At 61.7% G+C, this 18552-nt stretch carries 18 protein-coding genes; 11 read left to right on the forward strand and 7 right to left on the reverse strand.

Annotated elements, in window-relative coordinates:
* Positions 1–75: 75 nt before the first annotated feature.
* A complete protein-coding gene (locus ACFSNN_RS19215) occupies positions 76–849 on the forward strand; it encodes an enoyl-CoA hydratase (protein WP_134462996.1) in 774 nt (257 codons plus the stop codon).
* Between the two features lie 65 nt (positions 850–914).
* Here ACFSNN_RS19215 and ACFSNN_RS19220 read toward each other — a convergent pair whose 3' ends face one another.
* Positions 915–1349, reverse strand: a complete 435-nt coding sequence (locus ACFSNN_RS19220) for a MarR family winged helix-turn-helix transcriptional regulator (protein ID WP_134462998.1) — start codon at positions 1347–1349, stop codon at positions 915–917.
* Positions 1350–1581: 232 nt separating this feature from the next.
* On the opposite strand from ACFSNN_RS19220, the gene ACFSNN_RS19225 reads away from it, so the two are divergent.
* The 4 genes from ACFSNN_RS19225 to ACFSNN_RS19240 all read left to right on the forward strand — a co-directional run bounded on the left by ACFSNN_RS19225 (position 1582) and on the right by ACFSNN_RS19240 (position 4592).
* Positions 1582–2055 (forward strand): VOC family protein, encoded by a 474-nt coding sequence (locus ACFSNN_RS19225; RefSeq protein ID WP_134463000.1) that lies wholly within the window; start codon positions 1582–1584, stop codon positions 2053–2055.
* A gap of 101 nt (positions 2056–2156) precedes the next feature.
* Positions 2157–2645, forward strand: coding sequence for an SRPBCC family protein (locus ACFSNN_RS19230; RefSeq protein ID WP_134463002.1), 489 nt, complete (start codon positions 2157–2159; stop codon positions 2643–2645).
* A gap of 227 nt (positions 2646–2872) precedes the next feature.
* Positions 2873–4087: a mechanosensitive ion channel family protein gene (locus ACFSNN_RS19235; RefSeq protein WP_134463004.1), complete on the forward strand. Its 1215-nt coding sequence runs from the start codon at positions 2873–2875 to the stop codon at positions 4085–4087.
* Between the two features lie 154 nt (positions 4088–4241).
* The gene (locus ACFSNN_RS19240; RefSeq protein ID WP_134463007.1) at positions 4242–4592 is read left to right on the forward strand and encodes a DUF190 domain-containing protein; all 351 of its coding nucleotides are present in this window, start codon (positions 4242–4244) and stop codon (positions 4590–4592) included.
* Between the two features lie 82 nt (positions 4593–4674).
* On the opposite strand, the gene ACFSNN_RS19245 is transcribed toward ACFSNN_RS19240, so the two are convergent.
* Complete coding sequence (locus ACFSNN_RS19245; RefSeq protein ID WP_134463009.1) at positions 4675–5988, reverse strand: MFS transporter; 1314 nt, start codon at positions 5986–5988, stop codon at positions 4675–4677.
* Between the two features lie 143 nt (positions 5989–6131).
* On the reverse strand, positions 6132–6563 hold the full coding sequence (locus ACFSNN_RS19250; RefSeq protein WP_134463011.1) for a VOC family protein: 432 nt from the start codon (positions 6561–6563) through the stop codon (positions 6132–6134).
* Positions 6564–6897: 334 nt separating this feature from the next.
* On the opposite strand from ACFSNN_RS19250, the gene ACFSNN_RS19255 reads away from it, so the two are divergent.
* A complete protein-coding gene (locus ACFSNN_RS19255; RefSeq protein ID WP_134463013.1) occupies positions 6898–7638 on the forward strand; it encodes a GntR family transcriptional regulator in 741 nt (246 codons plus the stop codon).
* A gap of 142 nt (positions 7639–7780) precedes the next feature.
* Here ACFSNN_RS19255 and ACFSNN_RS19260 read toward each other — a convergent pair whose 3' ends face one another.
* Positions 7781–9166: an MmgE/PrpD family protein gene (locus ACFSNN_RS19260; RefSeq protein WP_134463015.1), complete on the reverse strand. Its 1386-nt coding sequence runs from the start codon at positions 9164–9166 to the stop codon at positions 7781–7783.
* A gap of 83 nt (positions 9167–9249) precedes the next feature.
* Positions 9250–10002, reverse strand: a complete 753-nt coding sequence (locus ACFSNN_RS19265) for an FCD domain-containing protein (RefSeq protein WP_134463017.1) — start codon at positions 10000–10002, stop codon at positions 9250–9252.
* 231 nt (positions 10003–10233) lie between these two features.
* On the opposite strand from ACFSNN_RS19265, the gene ACFSNN_RS19270 reads away from it, so the two are divergent.
* The 5 genes from ACFSNN_RS19270 to ACFSNN_RS19290 all read left to right on the forward strand — a co-directional run bounded on the left by ACFSNN_RS19270 (position 10234) and on the right by ACFSNN_RS19290 (position 15298).
* Complete coding sequence (locus ACFSNN_RS19270) at positions 10234–10419, forward strand: hypothetical protein (RefSeq protein WP_341868455.1); 186 nt, start codon at positions 10234–10236, stop codon at positions 10417–10419.
* A 55-nt stretch (positions 10420–10474) separates the two neighbouring features.
* Complete coding sequence (locus ACFSNN_RS19275) at positions 10475–11758, forward strand: MFS transporter (RefSeq protein WP_134463019.1); 1284 nt, start codon at positions 10475–10477, stop codon at positions 11756–11758.
* Between the two features lie 139 nt (positions 11759–11897).
* On the forward strand, positions 11898–13199 hold the full coding sequence (locus ACFSNN_RS19280) for an MFS transporter (RefSeq protein ID WP_134463021.1): 1302 nt from the start codon (positions 11898–11900) through the stop codon (positions 13197–13199).
* The gene (locus ACFSNN_RS19285; protein ID WP_134463023.1) at positions 13196–13948 is read left to right on the forward strand and encodes an SDR family NAD(P)-dependent oxidoreductase; all 753 of its coding nucleotides are present in this window, start codon (positions 13196–13198) and stop codon (positions 13946–13948) included. The genes ACFSNN_RS19280 and ACFSNN_RS19285 overlap by 4 nt, the downstream gene beginning before the upstream one ends.
* A 180-nt stretch (positions 13949–14128) precedes the next feature.
* Positions 14129–15298 carry a porin gene (locus ACFSNN_RS19290; protein ID WP_134463025.1) on the forward strand — a complete coding sequence of 390 codons (1170 nt, stop codon included), beginning with the start codon at positions 14129–14131 and terminating at the stop codon, positions 15296–15298.
* A 112-nt stretch (positions 15299–15410) separates the two neighbouring features.
* On the opposite strand, the gene ACFSNN_RS19295 is transcribed toward ACFSNN_RS19290, so the two are convergent.
* Entirely contained in the window at positions 15411–16757 is a 1347-nt protein-coding gene (locus ACFSNN_RS19295; RefSeq protein WP_134463027.1) for a c-type cytochrome, read from the reverse strand.
* Between the two features lie 9 nt (positions 16758–16766).
* Positions 16767–18551 carry a GMC family oxidoreductase gene (locus ACFSNN_RS19300; RefSeq protein WP_134463029.1) on the reverse strand — a complete coding sequence of 595 codons (1785 nt, stop codon included), beginning with the start codon at positions 18549–18551 and terminating at the stop codon, positions 16767–16769.
* Between the last annotated feature and the right edge of the window lies 1 nt (position 18552).

The raw sequence follows: 18552 nt of genomic DNA on the forward strand, positions 1-18552 counted from the left end.
AACATGTTGGTGCGCTCAAATGTGCCCGACGTGCATACCCCTGGATAGTCTGAGCAAATCTTTGGAGATCAAGCAATGAGTGCAGAAGTGAATGTAGAGCTTGCAAATGGCGTGCTGACCGTCACGATCTCGCGACCAGGAAAAATGAACGCCATTACAAACGTGATGTATGGCGCGCTTGCGGATGCAGTCGAGCGGGCAAATGTCGATGACGACGTTCGCGCATTGTTGATTCAGGCAGACGGGGAAACATTCACAGCCGGTAACGACCTTTCGGAATTCGCCGCGCAGGCTACGGGCAACGGTCCGCAGGAACGTCACGTAGTGCGCTTTCTTCGGGTTCTGGCTAACGCGACAGTGCCTGTCGTAGCCGCCGTTCAGGGCAAGGCCGTGGGAATCGGCACGACGATGTTGCTCCATTGCGACTACGTGCTGCTGTCAGAGGAGGCGCAATTGATGACCCCGTTCGTGAACCTGGCCTTGGTTCCTGAAGCCGCGTCGAGCTACCTTCTGCCGTTCCACGTTGGACATGTCAGGGCATTCGAAATGTTCGCGCTCGGCGAGCCGGTTTCGGCGGATAGCGCGGTTGCCTGGGGCATCGCCAATCGGTCGGTCCCTGCTGCGGAACTGCGCGCGCAAGCACGCCGGATTGCCGAGAAAATTGCCACCAGGCCCTACGGATCACTAACAGCAACGAAACGGCTCATGCGGGACGCAGAGCGGCTGACAGCCCAGATGGATCGGGAAAGCATCACATTCATGGAGCGGCTTGCCGGCGCGGAGGCGAAAGAAGCGTTCCTGGCGTTTGCTGAAAAACGCCGGCCAGACTTCACGAAGATCGCGCGCTGATGGGAGGGGCGCGCACTGCTGCACAAAACGGCGGCACGGCGGTGCCGCCGTGTTCAGGTGTCGCCCTATGCTGTTTCCTCGTCGGCGTCGGGAAACCTGTCCTGCAAACTCGTCAGCCAGCGGGCAACCACATCGATCTCGGACTCCGTAAATCCCTCCGTCAGGCGGGCATTCAACTCGGCGAGACCCGACTTCGATCGCTTGAGTGCGGCGCGTCCGGCGGCCGTTAACCAAAGTCGCGACGCACGCCCATCGAGTTCGTCGGAGTGGCGTTCCACGAGACCGGCCCGCTCAGCTCTATCGACCAACCCGCTCATTCCCGGCGCCTTGAGATCGAGCGCCGCGGCCGCCTCGTTCGTGAGAGCTCCATCGTTTTTTCCGAGGAAGAAAAGCAGGCCGGCCTGCGCCGCAGTGACTCCACCTGCGGCTGTCCGAGTCTGCGACCACCTATGCAAGCGCTTTTGGCCCACATTGAGCAGATACACGAGCCGATGATCCATGATTCAACCTCACCTGGTGCGCTCCGAAGGACGGCGCTGTTATTGTTGAAATTTAGTTCGTGCGCGAACTTTTATCTTAGCATAAGTCATATCGACGGCAGGCGCGGCCGACGCTGATAAGAAAGTGAACTTTTGCTTCCTGGCATGTCGATTCCGATGGTCTTCCTTCGTCGTTTCAATGGCAGCATGCGGTTTGCCTGCGCATTCAGCCATCACTGAAAGGAGATGTGCCATGGCGATTCAAAAGATCACACCGTTTCTCTGGTATTCCACGGAAGCTGAAGAGGCGGCTGCTTTTTATGCAGGTATCTTTCCCGACTCACGCGTTATTCGGGTCACTCCGGTGCCGAGCGCCGGTTCCACGAAGCTTGTCGAATTCGTTCTCTTTGGGCAGCCCTTCATCGCCATGAGTGCCGGGCCACTCGATCCGTTTAACCACTCGATATCCCTGATGGTCGACTGTGACGATCAGGCGGAACTCGACCGCTACTGGAACGCTCTTTTAGAGGGCGGCGGTTCACCCGAGGAGTGCGGTTGGTTGAAAGACCGCTTCGGCGTCTCGTGGCAGATCGTTCCAGCCGATGTCCTCGACATGCTGGCTGATCCCGATCCAGTCAAGGCCGGGCGAGTTGCCCATGCCGTGCAAAAAATGGTGAAGCTCGACATCGCCGCGTTGAAATCCGCCTATTCGGGGCCGACGGATTAACAAAGGCCCCGTACGTCGCGCGTTTCGCTGTTTCGCCTGTGATGGCAAGTGCGGCGAGCATCTGCCAGAATCTCTAGAAGAATACTAAGAATGGAGGCAGCTTGCGCACGGTCGAATACCGCTTTTCCACCATCTGGCGCATCGATGCGCCAGTGCAGGACGTGTGGGCGGCAATCCAGGACTCGGCGCGCTGGCCCGAATGGTGGCATAACGTCGAGCGCGTGGACCAGCTGGAGGCGGGTTCGGATCAAGGCGTAGGCGTCGTTCAGCGCTACACGTGGAAGGGGCGGTTGCCCTATCGCCTCGTGTTCGATATGCGGGTGACGCGCGTCGATCCGTTGATCGCGCTGGAGGGTGAGGCCAGTGGCGACGTCGAAGGCGCCGGCCGGTGGAGCTTTTCGGCCGACGGGCGCAATCTGACCGTGGTCCGCTATGACTGGTGCGTGCATACGAAACGCGCATGGATGAATGCGTTGGCGCCGTTGTTGCGACCGGTTTTCCAGTGGAACCATGACGCGGTGATGCGCGAGGGCGGCGCGGCGCTAGCGCGGCGGCTGGACGCGCGCCTCCTTGGCATCGAGCAGGGATGATGTATCTCGATCCGGGACAAGGCAGCGTTCAATCAGTGCAATTACCAATCCGCGAGTTGTACGATGCGGTGTGCCGTTCATGAGCCGCTGGAACGGTTGCAGCTCGCCTTCTTGCAGATTCACACGTTGCGAACATTGCTGCGGCGGCGGTGGAAAAGAAAGTGCGTGAGCGGCGAGCGTCGTGAATCGCCGCGGCCGCGCCAGGTTTGCCGGCAATGGGAGAAACCATGTTCGACAATGCGCTGCGTATCGAAAGCGGACCAGACTGGCATCACTTCCACGTCTACACCGACAGTGAGTTGATCGCGATACTCCTCGTCGTGGCGCTGCTGGTCGCGATTCTGCTGGCCAGCGCGATCTGTTACTACCTGACGCGTTCGATCATGCTGCTGATCGTCAGCCGCCTCGCGCGCCAGGAACGGCACAAGTGGTTGCGAGCCGCCGAGCGCCACAAGGTCTTTCATCGGCTCGCGCCGCTCGTGCCCGCCGCGATCGTCTACGCGGCAGGCCCGCTGCTTTCCGGCATCACGTTCCCGCTGATCGCCGCGCTCGGGCATCCGCTGTCGGTGCTGGCGGCCTGCTACATGGTGTACACGGTGCTGCGCGCCGCGCTGGCGTTCCTCGACAGCGTCAGCGAGCGCTACAGTCACTTCCCCTCCGCGAGCGAGCGGCCGATCAAGAGCTTCCTGCAGATCGCCACCATCGTGCTCTATGTGATCGCGCTGATCGCCGTGATTTCGGTGTTGCTCGAGCGTTCGCCCGCTTACTTCCTCACGGGCCTCAGCGCGATGACGGCGCTGCTCATCATCATTTTCCGCGAGACGCTGCTCGGTTTCGTCGCAAGTATTCAGCTCGCCGCCTACGACATGCTGCGGGTGGGCGACTGGATCGAAGTGCCCGGCTTCGTCGCCGATGGCACGGTGATCGACATTGCGCTGAACACGATCAAGGTGCAGAACTTCGATAACTCGATCGTCATGGTGCCGAGCTACGTCTTGCTGACGAACGGTGTGAAGAACTGGCGCGGCATGACCGAGTCGGGCGGCAGACGTGTCAAGCACTCGATTCATTTCGACGCCGACACGGTCCGCTTTCCCGACGAGGCGCTGCTCGCCCGCCTGCATAGCGATATCGACCCGCCGCTCGCGGCATTTGCGCCCGCCGGCGCGCAGCGCCGCACGAATCTCGGCCTTTACCGCCTTTATCTGAGCGCGCATTTTCGCGCTCATCCGGCGATCCGCCACGACATGCCTGTTGTGATTCGCCAGGTGCAGTCCAGCCAGCCCGTCGTCGCGCTGGAGATTTTTCTCTACGTCGGCGAAACCAGCTGGGAACCGTACGAAATACTGCAGTCGGACATGCTGGACCACGCTTATGGGCTCGTGCCGCTGTTCGGCCTGCGCTGCTGGCAGCAGGAATACCCGGCATCCCGGCAGCCTTAGCTGGCAGTAGTTCTGCCCGGCATCTACACTTATTTCATAGCTTGGCTGACGATGCCAACGACTGCGCCGAACCGGCGACGCAGGGTTAGCCGCGCCCCCAACTCTCAGCTGACGGGAATATCGGCAGCGATCCAGCCGGACGGGAGACACCGACATGAACGGCTATCAGGTCACCTTCTTTACTCAACAGGATCGCCGCCATCACGGCAAGCCGCTGGCCGACTGGCTCGTCCATCTTGCTGGCGAACTCGGTTTGCGCGGTGCAACGGTGATACCGGCCTGCGAAGGAATCGGTCACCATCACCGCATTCACTCCGCGCACTTTTTCGAGTTGGCGGACCAGCCTTTGTCCGTCGTGATGGCGATGACGAGCGAAGAAGCCGACCGGTTATTCGACCGGCTGCGCGCCGATGGCGTGCATCTGTTCTACGTGAAGACGCCCGTCGAGTTCGGCGTCATCGGGGATGACAATGGAAATGGCAACGGCAACGCCGCGAAATCCTAGCTTGCGATTTCGTACGCACACGCCGCGAGGTTCGACGCACACGACTCGTCGCTAACCGACATGCGCCGACCGGGCGGCGCGTTTAATAAGCATCCATCTGCGCCGCAAAACCGCCGGCTTCTTTCGTTTCTGCTTCCGGCTCGCCGAGATAGGGACGGTCGGGGCGAATCCAGTGCGCGGCAATCGGTCCGAGCACGAGAAAGAACATCGACAGCGCGAACACCGGTTGCCATGAATGCATCGTATCGACCAGCCAACCGACCAGCGGCGGCGACACCGATGCGGCAATGCCGAGCCCCGTGTTCATGATGCTGCTCGAGGTCGCCGCGTGATTGGGCGCGAGATCCATCGCGACGGCCCACAGCGGCGCGGTGACCAGTTCAGAGAGAAACAGCGCGGCAGCCAGCGAGAGCGCGGCGAGCGTCGACGACGTATGCAGAAACATCGGCACGAAGAACACGATCGGTGCGAGAAAACCGACGGTAATCAACGTTTGACGCGAGCGGCGAATGTCGCCGGTCTTCTTCAGCATCAGATCGCTGAGCGAGCCGCCAAGCGTGGTGCCGACTACGCCGCTCAGGAAAATCCCCGAACTGAAGATAGCCGAATGCCGGATATTCAGGTGATACGCCTGCGCGAAAAACGACGGCATCCAGTTGAGAAAGAACCACAGAATCCAGCCGTGACAGAAGCTCACTACAGTAGCCGGCCAAAGCGCGCGCAAGAGCGGCGGCCAGCGCATCGGCACGCGTGTCTTGCCGAGTTTCGCGGGCAGGCGAGCGATGTCCTGAGGCGTGATGCCCGGATGATCGGCGGGATTGTCGCGGTAATACCAGACCCACAGCACGACCCACGCGAGACTCGCCGCGCCGAGCACGATAAACGCGATGTGCCACGAAAAAGCGGTGATCAAACCGGCGACGAGAATCGGCGTCGATGCATTGCCGAGCCGGGCGCAGGCATGCGTGATGCCTTGCGAAAAGCCGCGCCGTTCGGGTTCCATCCAAGCGGTCAGTGCGCGGGCCGAAGCGGGCACAATCGGGCTTTCACCCAGCCCGACGACGAAGCGCGCGAGCAGCAGCGTCCCCAGTCCGCCGGCGAAGCCGGTGAGGAGCGTGCCGAGCCCCCACAGCACGCCGCATACGGCGAGCATCTTGCGGGCGCCGAGACGGTCGCCGATAAAGCCGCCTGGAATCATCGCGAGCGCGTAGGTCAGCGCAAAAGCGGAAAACACGATGCCAAGCTGCGAGTTGCTCAGATGCAGATCGCGGCGGATCGCGAGAGCCGCGGTGGAAATGTTGGTGCGGTCCACATACATCAGGAACGACATGATGCACAGGACAATCAGTACGCCTGTCGTCGCGGAAAAGCGGTTGCGGCGGCGGATCGATTCCATCTTGTCTCCTCCTTGCGACTACGCAACGGCACGTGCCGTTGCGTTTAGTGTCGCGGCGCCGCGGGATCACCCCACGTCGCCGTACGTCGAATAGCTCGCTATTGAATTGGTGTAATGCGAGCTGAAACGCGAAGCTGAACTACTTACTCGAGCACTTCGCCGTGTACGCCGGCGGCGAGCGTCTTCTTTTCCCAGCGCTCCATGGGCACGACTTCCGCAACCGGGCCGTTCGGCGAACGGAACTTGACCGGCAGATGACCGGGCGCCGTCAGGATTTCGCCGCCGTTTTCCTTGATTTGCGCGATGAACGCGTCAAGGTCTTCCACTTCCATGCCGATGTGGTGAATGCACGGCGCCGGGCCGGCGAAGTCGGCTTCGTCCGAATCCGATTGCTCATAGTGGATCAACGTCAGGTCCATATAACCGTCGGTCAGATGATGCGAAATGTGGTCGCCGTTCTTGCCCTTGCGACGCACCGTATTCACGTGCTTGTAGCCGAACACGTTCTCATAGAACGCGCGTTCCTTCTCGACGTCTTCAACCTTGAATGCAATGTGCTTGATGAAATTCGGCATGGCTCATCTCCTCTGATGTAAGCGCGCGTGGTTGCGCGATGAAGATCAGTCTAAAACGTCATCTCGCCATAGTCAATCGAATCATTCGAATGATTCGAATTAATTGATGGATTTGGGTCGATGCCGATTGTCTTCAATCTTCGCGGTCGCCAAGAACTCGGCGCGTGTCGCGGTGATGCATTTGGGTGTCGATCCTGTATCCTTCCGGAATTCGCCATGCGGGCCGCGAATCGGACCGCAAGCGGCGCATGAAACGTGTGCGTCGCGCGGCCATCCCAGCGCGGATAGAGCCTCTTTTTCCGATTCCTTTTTCTTCACTCTGACACTGACCTGAATGCCAGGACTTCGTACTCCGGGAGAGCAACCGCTCTATGAAATCGTCCGCGCCGGTATTCTCGAGCGCCTTCGTACCGGCCAATGGACGGCCGGCGACAAGATCCCCACGGAGCCGCAGCTAGCCGAGGTATTCGGCGTCGGCATCGGCACGATTCGCCGTGCGGTCGAAGAACTGGTGGCCGAGCGTCTGCTGATTCGCCGGGCAGGGCGCGGCACGATCGTCGCGAAGTTCGCCGACGAACATGCGTTCGACCACTACTTCAGCTTCGTCGATACCGACGGCGAATTACTGAAAGTCACCGCGCGCCTGCTGCGTTTCGGCAAGGAGCGCGCGAGCCCGGAACTCGCCGCGACGCTCAAGCTGGCGCGCGGCGCACGGCTTGCCACTGCCGACAATCTCCGGCTGCATGACGACGTGCCTGTCATGCTCGATCGTTTGTGGTTTCCGCTCGACGTGTTCCCGACGCTCGAAGCCGAGATGTTCAAGGCACGGCGCGGTTCCATTTATGGCTTCTACCAGGAGCACTTCGGGATTTCGGTCGTGCGCGTGGTGGAAGATCTGGGCGGCGCAATCGCCGACGAAGAAGTGGCGCGCGCACTGAATATCGAAGTCGGCGCGCCGGTGTTGCGTATCGAGCGCACGGCGTTCACGTTCAAAGACCAGCCGGTCGAATTCCGCGTGCGCTTTGTCGATTCGAGCCGCTGTTCTTATCGGAACGTGCGCGGCTTGCAGGATTGAGCGGCGTGCATCGGCGGCGGGGAGGGTGGTGCGCCGGAGCGACGGCTTTTAAGCAGTCGCGGCTTCTGCCTCGCGCCTGAAAAACACCGCACAGTATCAATGAACGACGTCCATGCGTAGAACGTCGTTCGCATCGACCAGTCTATTGCCGGAACTGCGCGATCGCGCCGAGCGCCGGCTCGTTGAACACCGTTTTACACCATTCGCGCGCCTCGTCGGCGAGTGCCGCATTCCAGCCGCCATGCTGCGCGTTGTCGGTGAATTTAGTGGCGAGTTCGGCGCGCGACAACGGCTCGCGCGCGCCGCCGCGCATATGCGGCTGACGCACTTCCTGAACGGTGCCGTCGTCGAGCGTTGCGCGCAGATGGCCGGTGAAATTGCTCGGATACTCGTTGTCCGGATCGATCACGTAGCGGATCTTGCCGGCCAGCGCCAGCACGGCTGGGTCGTGAATGCGCGCTTCGGTGAACTGGCTGAAACCCGCCTTGCGATCGAAGAAACCCACGGCCATGCAGAACGGCGTGCTGAATTTGGCGGCGTAAGCGGTCGGCGGACGATGCTTGACCGCGAGTTCCTCCCACAGCCGGTGCACCGTGCCTTCGCCGACTTCGCACACGATGTCGCGAATCTCTTCCGCTTTGACGCCGCGCTCCGCGAGTGCGATCACGCAATCGATATAAGGCTGGGTCATCGTGCCGCACGCATACGGTTTGAACGCGATCGTCTCCATGATCCACGACTTGCCGAGCGTATCGAGCACCGGCGAAAAATCCGGCGCGCGCGACGGCGCGAACGCCTTGAAGAAACCGTGCTTGCCTTCGAGCACCGTGCGCGGACCGTCGAAGCCGCCACGCGCCATCAGCGCCGCGCGAATGCCCGACTGCGCGGCCCAGCCGGCGTGCATCCGCTTGGTCGAGGTGCCTTCGGCCAGATATTCGATGATCCCCGCCGCCATGCTGCCCGCGATACCGAGCGCCGACGTGGCCTGCTGCGGATTCAGGCGTAACGCGCTCGCGACGCCGCCCGCCGCTGCGAGCGCACCGATCACGGCGGTCGGATGAAAGCCGGCCGTATGGATCGCGCGCGGGGCGACGAGACTCAGCCGGCACATCAATTCCGTGCCGACTGCGATGCCGCGCAGCAACGCCTCGCCACCCAGGCCTTCGCGTTCGCACGCCGCCAGCACCGCGGGCACGACCACCGCGCCCGAATGCACCGGACCGCCTTCGAAGGTGTCGTCGTAGTCTTCGCCGTGCGCGGCGGTGCCGTTGATCAGCGCCGCATCGAACGCACTGAAGCTGCCTGCATGGCCGAGAGCAGTGCAGGCGCCGCTGGCGTCGGTGGCTTGCAGCGTCGCGCGGATATACGGCTCGTCACGCCCGGCGATGCACAAGCCCGTCACATCGAGCAGCAGCAGACGGGCGATTTCGACAGTCTGGGCAGGCAATGCCGACGCATGCACGTCCGCAATCCAGGCGCCGAGTTTTTCGCCAACGATGCCGTGTCCTTCTGATTTTTCAACGCTCATACGGGTGACCACTCCGAGTCGGTAATGAAATGCGTGCGCCGCCGTGTCGCGCTTGCGCCGACGTTCCGGGCGCACTGCGAGGCTTAATTCGGACCTTCTTCTGCGACTGTGGTCTGCGGCGCTTTGCCCGTGGCCGCGCTGCCCGTTGCCGCGTGCGCGGCGTCTTCCGCGCCATGTGCGGCGATCGCGCGCTGGAAACCTGCCTGCACGTGCTGGCGCATGGCAAGCGCGACGGCTTCGGGATCGCGGCTCGCGAGCGCGTCGAGAATCAGGCGGTGTTCGGTGTGCGACGCCTGCGAACTGCCGGCGATCGAAAAGCCGCGCCGGCGCAGCAGATGCATGCGGTTGATCGTTTGCCGGTACAGACCGAGCATCGTCGCGTTGCCCGACAGTTCGACCAGCCGGTCGTGAAAGGCGATATTCAGCGTGAAGTAGTTGTTCAGCTCGCCGTGGATCGAGCTGGCTTCGAGCTGATCGAGCATGGCGTGCAGTTCCTGCAGCTGCGCGTCGGTGATCTTCGAGGCCAAGCGGCGGCCGGCCATCTCGTCGAGGCCGGCGCGTACTTCGTATAGCTCGGCGGCTTCGTCGTCGGAAATCTCGCGAATGTAGACGCCGCGGTTCTTTTCGAGCCACACGAGACCCGCTTCCTCGAGCGCGCGAAACGCCTCGCGCACCGGACTGCGGCTGATCTTCAGATGGTCGGCGAGATCCATCTCGTTGAGTTTCATGCCGGCCTCGAGCTCACCCGTCTTGATGCGGCGGAGAATTTCCTCTTGCACGAGACCGGACAGCGTGACGGAGCGGAGCAACTCGAGCGAAGTGGTGGGGCGGGGCATAGACGGACCTATTTTGGGGAAAGCTGGCAGTGTACAACGCACATTGCGTCTTGAAGATTGTCGACAACATACTATCCACAACGCAAGCGCGCAACTAGAATTTGCCATGATTTGCGTATTGTCGACAATATGTACAATGCGAGCTTGTGTCTTTGGCAGCTCTCCTTTTCATCACCTCACTACTCTTGACGACCCGATGACCCAAGCTGATCGCGTCACCCAAACTCCCAAATCGATCCCGCGATGCCCGCCGACGCCGTTCATATCACGGTCACGCTGATCAGCGGCGAGCGGCTTGAGAAGCACGTCGCGCATGCGATCGGCAGCATCGATCGGCCGATGAGCAATGCCGAGCTGGCCGCCAAGTTCCCCGATCTGGTCGAACCGATTCTTGGCGGCGCGCACGCCACGACATAACACAAGCCGCGACACTCAAGAACGCGGCGGAGCGTGGATTCAGTCAGGAGACGAGATGTCGAGTTCCGTCGGTGTGGCAGTTGCAGCAGCGCGTCCGTATCGCGTCTTTATCGCCACCTGGGCGGGCTGGATGCTGGACGGCTTCGACAACGCCATCTACATCTACGTGATCGTGCCGGCGTTGACGGAGTTACTGCCGAAAAGCGGCTTTGCGGCCGATCACGCGCATATCGCGCGGCTCGGCGGTTTGATGTTCAGCCTCTTCATGCTCGGCTGGGCCTGCTCAATGTTCTGGGGCTGGTGCGCGGACCGCTTCGGCCGCGTGCCGACCATGTGCGCGACCATCCTCATCTATTCGATCTTTACCGGCGCGTGTGGACTCGCGCCGGGCATCGTGTCGTTCGCGATCTTTCGTTTTCTGACGGGCTTCGGAATAGGCGGCGAATGGGCGGCCGGCGCGCCGTTGTTGCAGGAGTCGGTGCCCGAGCATTTGCGCGAACGCCTGTCGGGATGGCTGCATACCGGCACGCCGATCGGCTTTCTGCTGGCATCCGCGGCCGCGTTGGTGATTCTGCCGCTGGGCGGGTGGCGCGTGCTGTTTCTGATCGGCAGCGCGCCCGCGTTGCTGACGATCTGGCTGCGGCTCGGCGTGCCGGAGTCGCGCCGCTGGCAAGAACAACGCCGCGCACAAGGTCCGCGCGCACGCGTGCGCGATCTGTTCGCGCCTGGCATGTCGCACACGACGTGGTCGGCGGCGCTGATGATGACGTGTCTGATCTTCGGGCTGTGGTCGTCGACGTTCTGGATTCCGACGCTCGTCATCACCTGGCAGCGCGCGGGCGGCGCATCCGTTGCCGATGCGCAGTATCTCGGCTCGCTGAGCGGCTTGATCCTGAGTGTCGGCACGCTCGCGGGATGCGTCGCGATGCCGTGGATTGTGCGCTGGATTCCGCGTCGTAAATCGGTCGCCACGGTGTTCTTCTCCGGCGCGCTGATCTGCAATGTCACGTCGTACTTTGGCATCGTGGTGCTGCTGAAAAGCCTGCCGCTTTTTCTGATCACGCTGCCGCTGCTCGGCTTCTTCACGAGCGGCGTGTTCTCGCTGTTCACGATCTGGCTGCCCGAAATGTTTCCGACGATGCAGCGCGCGCTCGGTTCCGGATTCGCTTTCAGCTTCGGCCGCGTGCTCGGCGCAGCGGGGCCGTCGATTGTCGGCGCGCTCGCGGCGATATTCGGTTCCTATCCGCTCGCGATCACCGCTGTTTCGCTGATCTATCTGGTCGGTCTCTTTTGCGTGAAGTGGGCGCCGGAAACCGCGCACCGGGCATTGCAGAGATGATCGTACGTATTACGAATGAAGTGCGTCGAGCGCCTCGAGTGCATTGAGGCGTTGGCGGCAATTTGAAAATGAAGGAGCAAACCATGCATCATGGTCACAGTCGCGATCACGGTCGCGGTCACGGGCAGGGCGGGTCGAGATGAAAGCGAAAGCAGGCATGTTCAGCGGCACCACGGGCAGAGTTTTCATGCTCATCTGCGCGATGTATTTCATCGAATACGTCGACCGGGTCAATCTTTCCATCGCGGCGCCGCTGCTGAAGTCGGAGATGCATCTGTCGAATACGCAGCTCGGTATCGCGCTCTCGGCGTTCGGCTACTGCTACGCGATTTTCCAGATCATCAACGGTTATCTGGGCGACAAGATCGGACCTCGCCGGATGCTGGCGTTCTCGGGCATCCTGTGGACGCTCGGCACGCTCGTAACGGGCGTGACCGGCGGCCTCGCGACGCTGGTGCTTTCGCGCGCTCTCGTCGGACTCGGCGAAGCCGGCACGATTCCGAACGCCACGCGGGCGATGGCCAACTGGGTTCCGCAGATAAAACGCGGCTTCGCCCAAGGCTTCACGCATTCCGCCGCGCGCCTCGCGGCCACCGTCACGCCGCCGCTGATCGTGCTGATGATTCCGCTGCTCGGCTGGCGCGGCGCGTTTATCGCGCTGGGTTGCGTCAGTGCGATCTGGGTGGTCGTATGGGCGCTGTATTTCCGCGACGATCCGCGCACGCATCCCTCGATCACCACCGCTGAAGTCGACGCATTGCCGCCGTATGCAGGCCCGCGCCATCGCACGGCGGTGCCGTGGTGGCCGCTGATCCGGCGCATCATGCCGGTCACGCTGGTGTTCTTCTGCCATGCGTGGACGCTGTGGCTGTATCTGAGCTGGCTGCCGAGTTTCTTTGTCGGCGTGTACGGCATCGACCTCAAAAGCACGGCGCTGTTTACGTCTGGCGTGTTTCTCGCCGGCGTGGTCGGCGATACGGCGGGCGGGCTGCTGACCGACGCACTCTACAAACGCACCGGCAACCTGAATAAAGCGCGACGCAACGTCATCATCATGGGCTTTGCGGGCTCGCTGCTGTTTCTCTCGTGCGTGCTGTTCGTGCGGGACCGGACCGTAATCGCATTGTGTCTGGCCGCCGCATTGTTCTGCCTCGAATCGACCGAAGGCCCGATCTGGGCCGTGCCGATGGATATCGCGCCCGCCTTTGCGGGCGTCGCGAGCGGCTTTATCAGCACGGCGGCCGGTCTCGCGGCGGTCGTGTCGCCGGTCGCGTTCGGCCTGATTACCGACATGACGGGCAGCTATCGTCTGCCGTTCGTGATGTCGATCGCGCTGTTGCTGGTCGGCATTGCGTTGTCGTTCTGGATTCGTCCCGACCGGCCGCTGCAAGCCGGCGCGAAACCCACACTATCAACCGAATCACTGGGAGTGCATTCATGAACGGAGAAGTTAGCGGTGTCGCGGTCGTCACCGGAGCGGCGCGCAATATCGGCCGCGAGATCGCGTTGCAACTTGCGGCCGCGGGCAATGCGGTGCTCGTCAACGCGCGCAGTTCCGCCGACGAAGCCGCCGAAGTCGTGCGCGCGATCGAGGCCGCGGGCGGCCGCGCGGCCGCGCATCTGGCCGACGTCAGCGAACCGGCGGGCGCGCAAAGTCTGATGGAAGCGGCGCTTCACCATTTCGGGCAGATCGACATTCTCGTCAACAACGCCGCAGTGCGTCGCGAAGTGCCGTTCGCAGAACTGGATTACGCCCGCTGGCGCGAAGTGATGTCGGTGATTCTCGATGGCGCGTATCTGTGCGCGCACGCGGCCTTGCCGTATCTGCGGCAATCGAAGGCCGGCGCGATCGTCAATATTGGCGGCATGTCCGCGCACGCCGGTTCGGCGGGGCGCGCGCACGTGATCGCCGCGAAAGCGGGCCTCGTCGGTTTGACGCGCGCGCTGGCGCACGATCTCGGCCCGGACGGCATCACGGTCAATTGCGTGGTGCCCGGCTTGATCGCGACGGTGCGCGGTGGCGCGGCAGGCGACAAGGAACCCGCGCATCACGCTGAACGCACCACCTTGCTCGGCCGGCGCGGCCAGCCCGACGAGGTCGCGAGTCTCGTGCAGTTTCTGTGCGGCCCGACAGCACGGTACCTGACGGGCCAGGCGATTCATGCGAACGGTGGCGCGTTTCTAGGCTGATCGTTCTGGCGGCACGCGGCAAAGACCGATCGCGCGCCGCGCTCTAACAGTTTCAAGTCGAACTCGCCGTTGCGGGTTTCGCGGGAGGATTGCTTATGCGGTAGAGCGCTTATATTAGTTAGTATTACAGAGTGAAATGTTAAAGGTGCAAATAAATCATGACTTGGCGGAGATGACAGAATGAAAAAATCGCTTTTTGCATTATCGATATTGGGCACGTTTGCTGCGACCGTTCACGCGCAGAGCTCGGTGACGCTGTACGGCATTGTGGATGAAGGCGTGATGATCAACACCAACGCGAAGAACGTGGTGAACGGCAAGAACGTGGGCGGCCGGCAATTCTCGGTCGATTCCAACGCGGGCACGCAGGGCAGCCGCTGGGGCATCCGCGGCGCAGAAGATCTGGGCGGCGGCCTGAAAGCGATCTTCGTGCTGGAGTCTGGCATCAACGTCAGCACGGGCGCGTTCGGACAAGGCGGCACCGCATTCGGCCGGCAAGCTTATGTGGGCCTCGCCAGTAGCTCGTTCGGCTCTGTAACGCTGGGCCGTCAGTACGACAGCATCAACGACTACGTCGGCAACTACGGCTATGCCGCCGCGTACGGCGGATCGACGACGGAACATCCGGGTGACCTCGACAACGTCAACCACACATTTCGCGCGAACAGCACGATCAAATACGCGAGCCCGAATTTCAACGGCCTGACTTTCGGCGGCACGGTGAGTCTGGGCGGCGTGGCGGGCGAAATTTCGCAGTCGAGCGGATACAGCCTCGGTGCGAACTATGGACACGGCCCGTTCGGGATTGCGGTCGCGTATGAACTGTTCAAGAATCCGTCGGCGTTGGGCTCGATCCTGAACAGCAACGCGAGCGCCGCGACATTCAATTCGTTGAACTCGGGCTATCTCGGCACGAGGCCCGCCAACTCGCTGCAAATCATCACGACGGGCGGCTCGTACGACTTCGGCCCGGCAAAGGTCGGCGCGGTGTATTCGAACACCAAGTACATGAATATCGGCGCATTCGGTGGGGCGACGGCGACGTTCAACAGCTATGAGTTGAACGCGCTCTATCGCTTCACGCCAGCGTTCTCTGTGTCGGGTGAATACAACTACACGAAGGGCAATGCGGTGAGAGGCGACCTCGGCGACCAGAAGTACAACCAGTTCTCGTTGCTGCTCGACTACGCGCTGTCCAAGCGTACCGACGTTTATCTCCTCGGCACGTTCCAGACCGCGAGCGGCACCAGTTCCACGGGCGCCGCGGCGGTTGCGGATATCGGCGGTCTCGGCGATTCGTCGAACAATCATCAGGCCGTGGCGCGCGTCGCGATTCACCACAAGTTCTAAGCACGCTCGTCTTCCATGAAGGAAGCCCAGTGCGGTGATTAACGCACTGGGCTTCCTTCATTCACGTATTCAAACAGTGCGCGTGAACACTTCACGCTGCAACGCTGCGGGGTTATTTCGCGCTGACCGCTACGTCGCGAACCTTGGCGACTTCACCAGCGGTGACTGCCGCCGCGCGATTTCCCCAACTGCTTCGCACAAAGCTCAATAAATCCGCTATCTGCTGATCGGTCAAACGCCAGCCGAAGTCGGGCATGGCGAGCGGCGTCGGCGCGGCTGCGGTGGATGGCATATGGGAGCCACTAAACACGATATGAATCAGCGATGCCGGATCGCCGCTCAGCACCGATGCATTGCCTCTGAGGCTAGGGAAAGCCGGCATTGCGCCGGTGCCATCCGTGCGGTGGCAGGCCGCGCAATTGTCCAGATAGAGACGGGCGCCGGACGAATCGACGCGGCCTGCTCGGAGCGCGATAGCCGTCTGTTCCGCGCGACCGGTTTGCTGCGGGGCCGGCGGCGTCGCGCCTGCTTGCAATGGTGGCGATGTCAGATAAGTTGCAATCGCGTTCAGATCGTCGTCGTGCAGATATTGCGTGCTGTCGTCGATGACTTCCGTCATCGGGCCGAATGCCGCCCCGTCATGCATACGCCCGCTGCGCAGATAGGCGACGAGGTCGGCTTTGCTCCACATCTTGTCGCTGTCGGATGTTTGCGTCTTATGTCCGCGCAGGTTGGGCGCGTACCATCCTGCCAACGTATTGCCGGACAGGAACGCGGTGTTGTCCTTCTCGTTGAGCACGCTCTCCTGCCCGAGCATGCCGTGCGGCGTATGGCACGCGCCGCAATGCGCGAGCCCTTGCACCAGATACGCGCCGCGATTCCATTCCACGCTCTGGTGCGGATCGGCTTGATAGGGCAGTTGCTCATGCGCATACAAACGATCCCACACGGTCATCAGCGCGCGAACGTTGAATGGAAACCGCAGTTCGGATACGCGATCCGGCTGCCCGATGGGCTTGACGCCTTGCATGAAGTAGCGATACAGCGCATGCATGTCGGCGTCGTCGATCTTTGCATACGACGGATACGGCATTGCCGGATACAGACGATGACCGTCTTTGGCAATGCCCCGACGCAACGCCGTGGCAAAGTCCGCGTAGCTGTATCCGCCGATGCCAGCCGATGCGTCAGGCGTGATGTTAGTCGAATACAGCGTGCCGAAAGGCGTCGCGAGCGGCAGACCGCCCGCGAACGGTTGCGCCTTGTTCACCGTGTGACAGGCCGCGCAATCGCCGACTTTCGCGAGATAGGCGCCTTTGGCTAGCTGCGCGTCGGCGCTTACCGGCGTGGGCGTGGCATTCGAAGTTTGCGCGTTCGCACCGCTGCTGAGCGCGCCGCTGCACATCAGCGCAAACACGGGAATCAGATACTGTTTCAAGCGATCGAAATGGATTGTCATGACGCTCGCTCACGCCTGAACCAGAGGGCCGGGATTCTTCAGATACGTCTCGCGGATCGTCTTCGCCGCGTAATACGTCATGGCGCCGATCGTGCCAGTCGGATTGATGCCGAGATTTTGCGGAAACGAGCAGGCGCCGGTCACGAACACATTCGGGACATCCCACGACTGGAGATATTTATTCACCACGCTGTTGTCCGGCCGGTCGCCCGCAATCGCGCCGCCGGTCGTATGCGTGCTCTGATATGGGCCGACATCGAAGTGATCGCCCGGCTTGCCCGCGTTGATTGCAACCGATTGCGGCTTCGGGTTCATCGCGCGCGCAACATCGGCGGCTTTGTGGCTGACGAACTGCGTCATGCGGCCTTCGTTGTCTTTCCAGTCGAACGTCATGCGCAATAGCGGCAGGCCGTACGCGTCCTTGTATGTCGGATCGAGGTCGAGATAGTTGTCGCGGTACGACATCACCGAGCCCTGCGTGGCGATGGCGAACGAATGCAGATAGTGGTCTTTCACGGCCTTTTTCCACCCCGAACCCCACTTCGGCGTGCCGGGCGGCACGAGTGCCTGCGCGATCGGACGGCCGCCCGTCACCGTGGCAAAGGTAATTGCGCCGCCGATAAAATTCAGCGGACCATGATCGAAGTTGTCGGCATTGAAATCGTCATAAACGACACCGCCCGCTCCTGAACCGATGAACGGATTGATTGCGACTTCCTTGTCGAAGAAGACCTGGATCTTGCTGTTCTTCTGGTACGCGTAGTTCTTGCCGACCGTGCCTTCGCCGGTGGCCGGATCGTACGGTTTGCCGATACCCGATAACAGCAGCAGGCGCACGTTGTGCATCTGGTAAGCGCACAGTGCGACGATATCCGCCGGTTGCTCGACTGTGTGTCCTTGAGCGTCGATATAAGTGACGCCGATGGCGCGTTTGCCGGTCGAGTCGAGATTGACTTTCACGACCGCAGAACGGTCACGCAGTTCGAAATTCGGCTTTCTCGCGAGCGCCGGAAGAATGCAAGACTGCGGCGATGCTTTCGAAAACATGTAGCAGCCAAACAGTTCGCAGTAGCCACAGAAATTGCACGGCCCTAGCTGCATGCCATACGGGTTTGTGTAGGCCTTCGATGCGATTGACGCGGGCGTCGGATACGGGTGATAGCCCACTTCGCGCGCGGCCTGCTCGAACAGCATCGACGGATACGCAGTGGGTAACGGCGGCAAGGCGTAATCGCGCGAGCGCGGCGCTTCGAATGGATTGCCGCCGCCGACCGATTGTCCGTTGAGATTGCCCGCCTTGCCCGACGTGCCAGCGACATATTCGAAGCGGTCGTAGAACGGCTCGAGTTCGGCGGCGCTGACAGGCCAATCCTGAATCGTCATGTCGTCGGGAATGAAGTTTTTGCCGTAGCGCTGTTCATAGTGGCTGCGCAGTTTCAGCTCGGCTTCGGTTGCGCGGTACGTAAAGCCATTCCAGTGCACGCCCGATCCGCCGACGCCGTCGCCGAACAGAAAGGCGCCGTATTGACGCAACGGCAGCGCGACTTCCTGCGCCTGGCGGCGGATCGTGACGGTCTCGAGCGCGAGGCTTTGCATCAGCTTGAAGCGCTGCACGTGGGTGAGTTCGTCGGCGACCTTCGGATACGCGAAGTCGGGGTACGTATCGCGGTTTTCGCCGCGTTCGAGGCCGACCACGGTGAGGCCGGCGTCCGCCAGTTCGATCGCCATGATCGAACCCGACCAGCCCATGCCGACCACCACCGCGTCCACTTTGGGTTTACTGATGTTCGCCATG

The sequence above is a fragment of the Paraburkholderia dipogonis genome (assembly GCF_042680985.1).
GTDB lineage: Bacteria > Pseudomonadota > Gammaproteobacteria > Burkholderiales > Burkholderiaceae > Paraburkholderia > Paraburkholderia phytofirmans.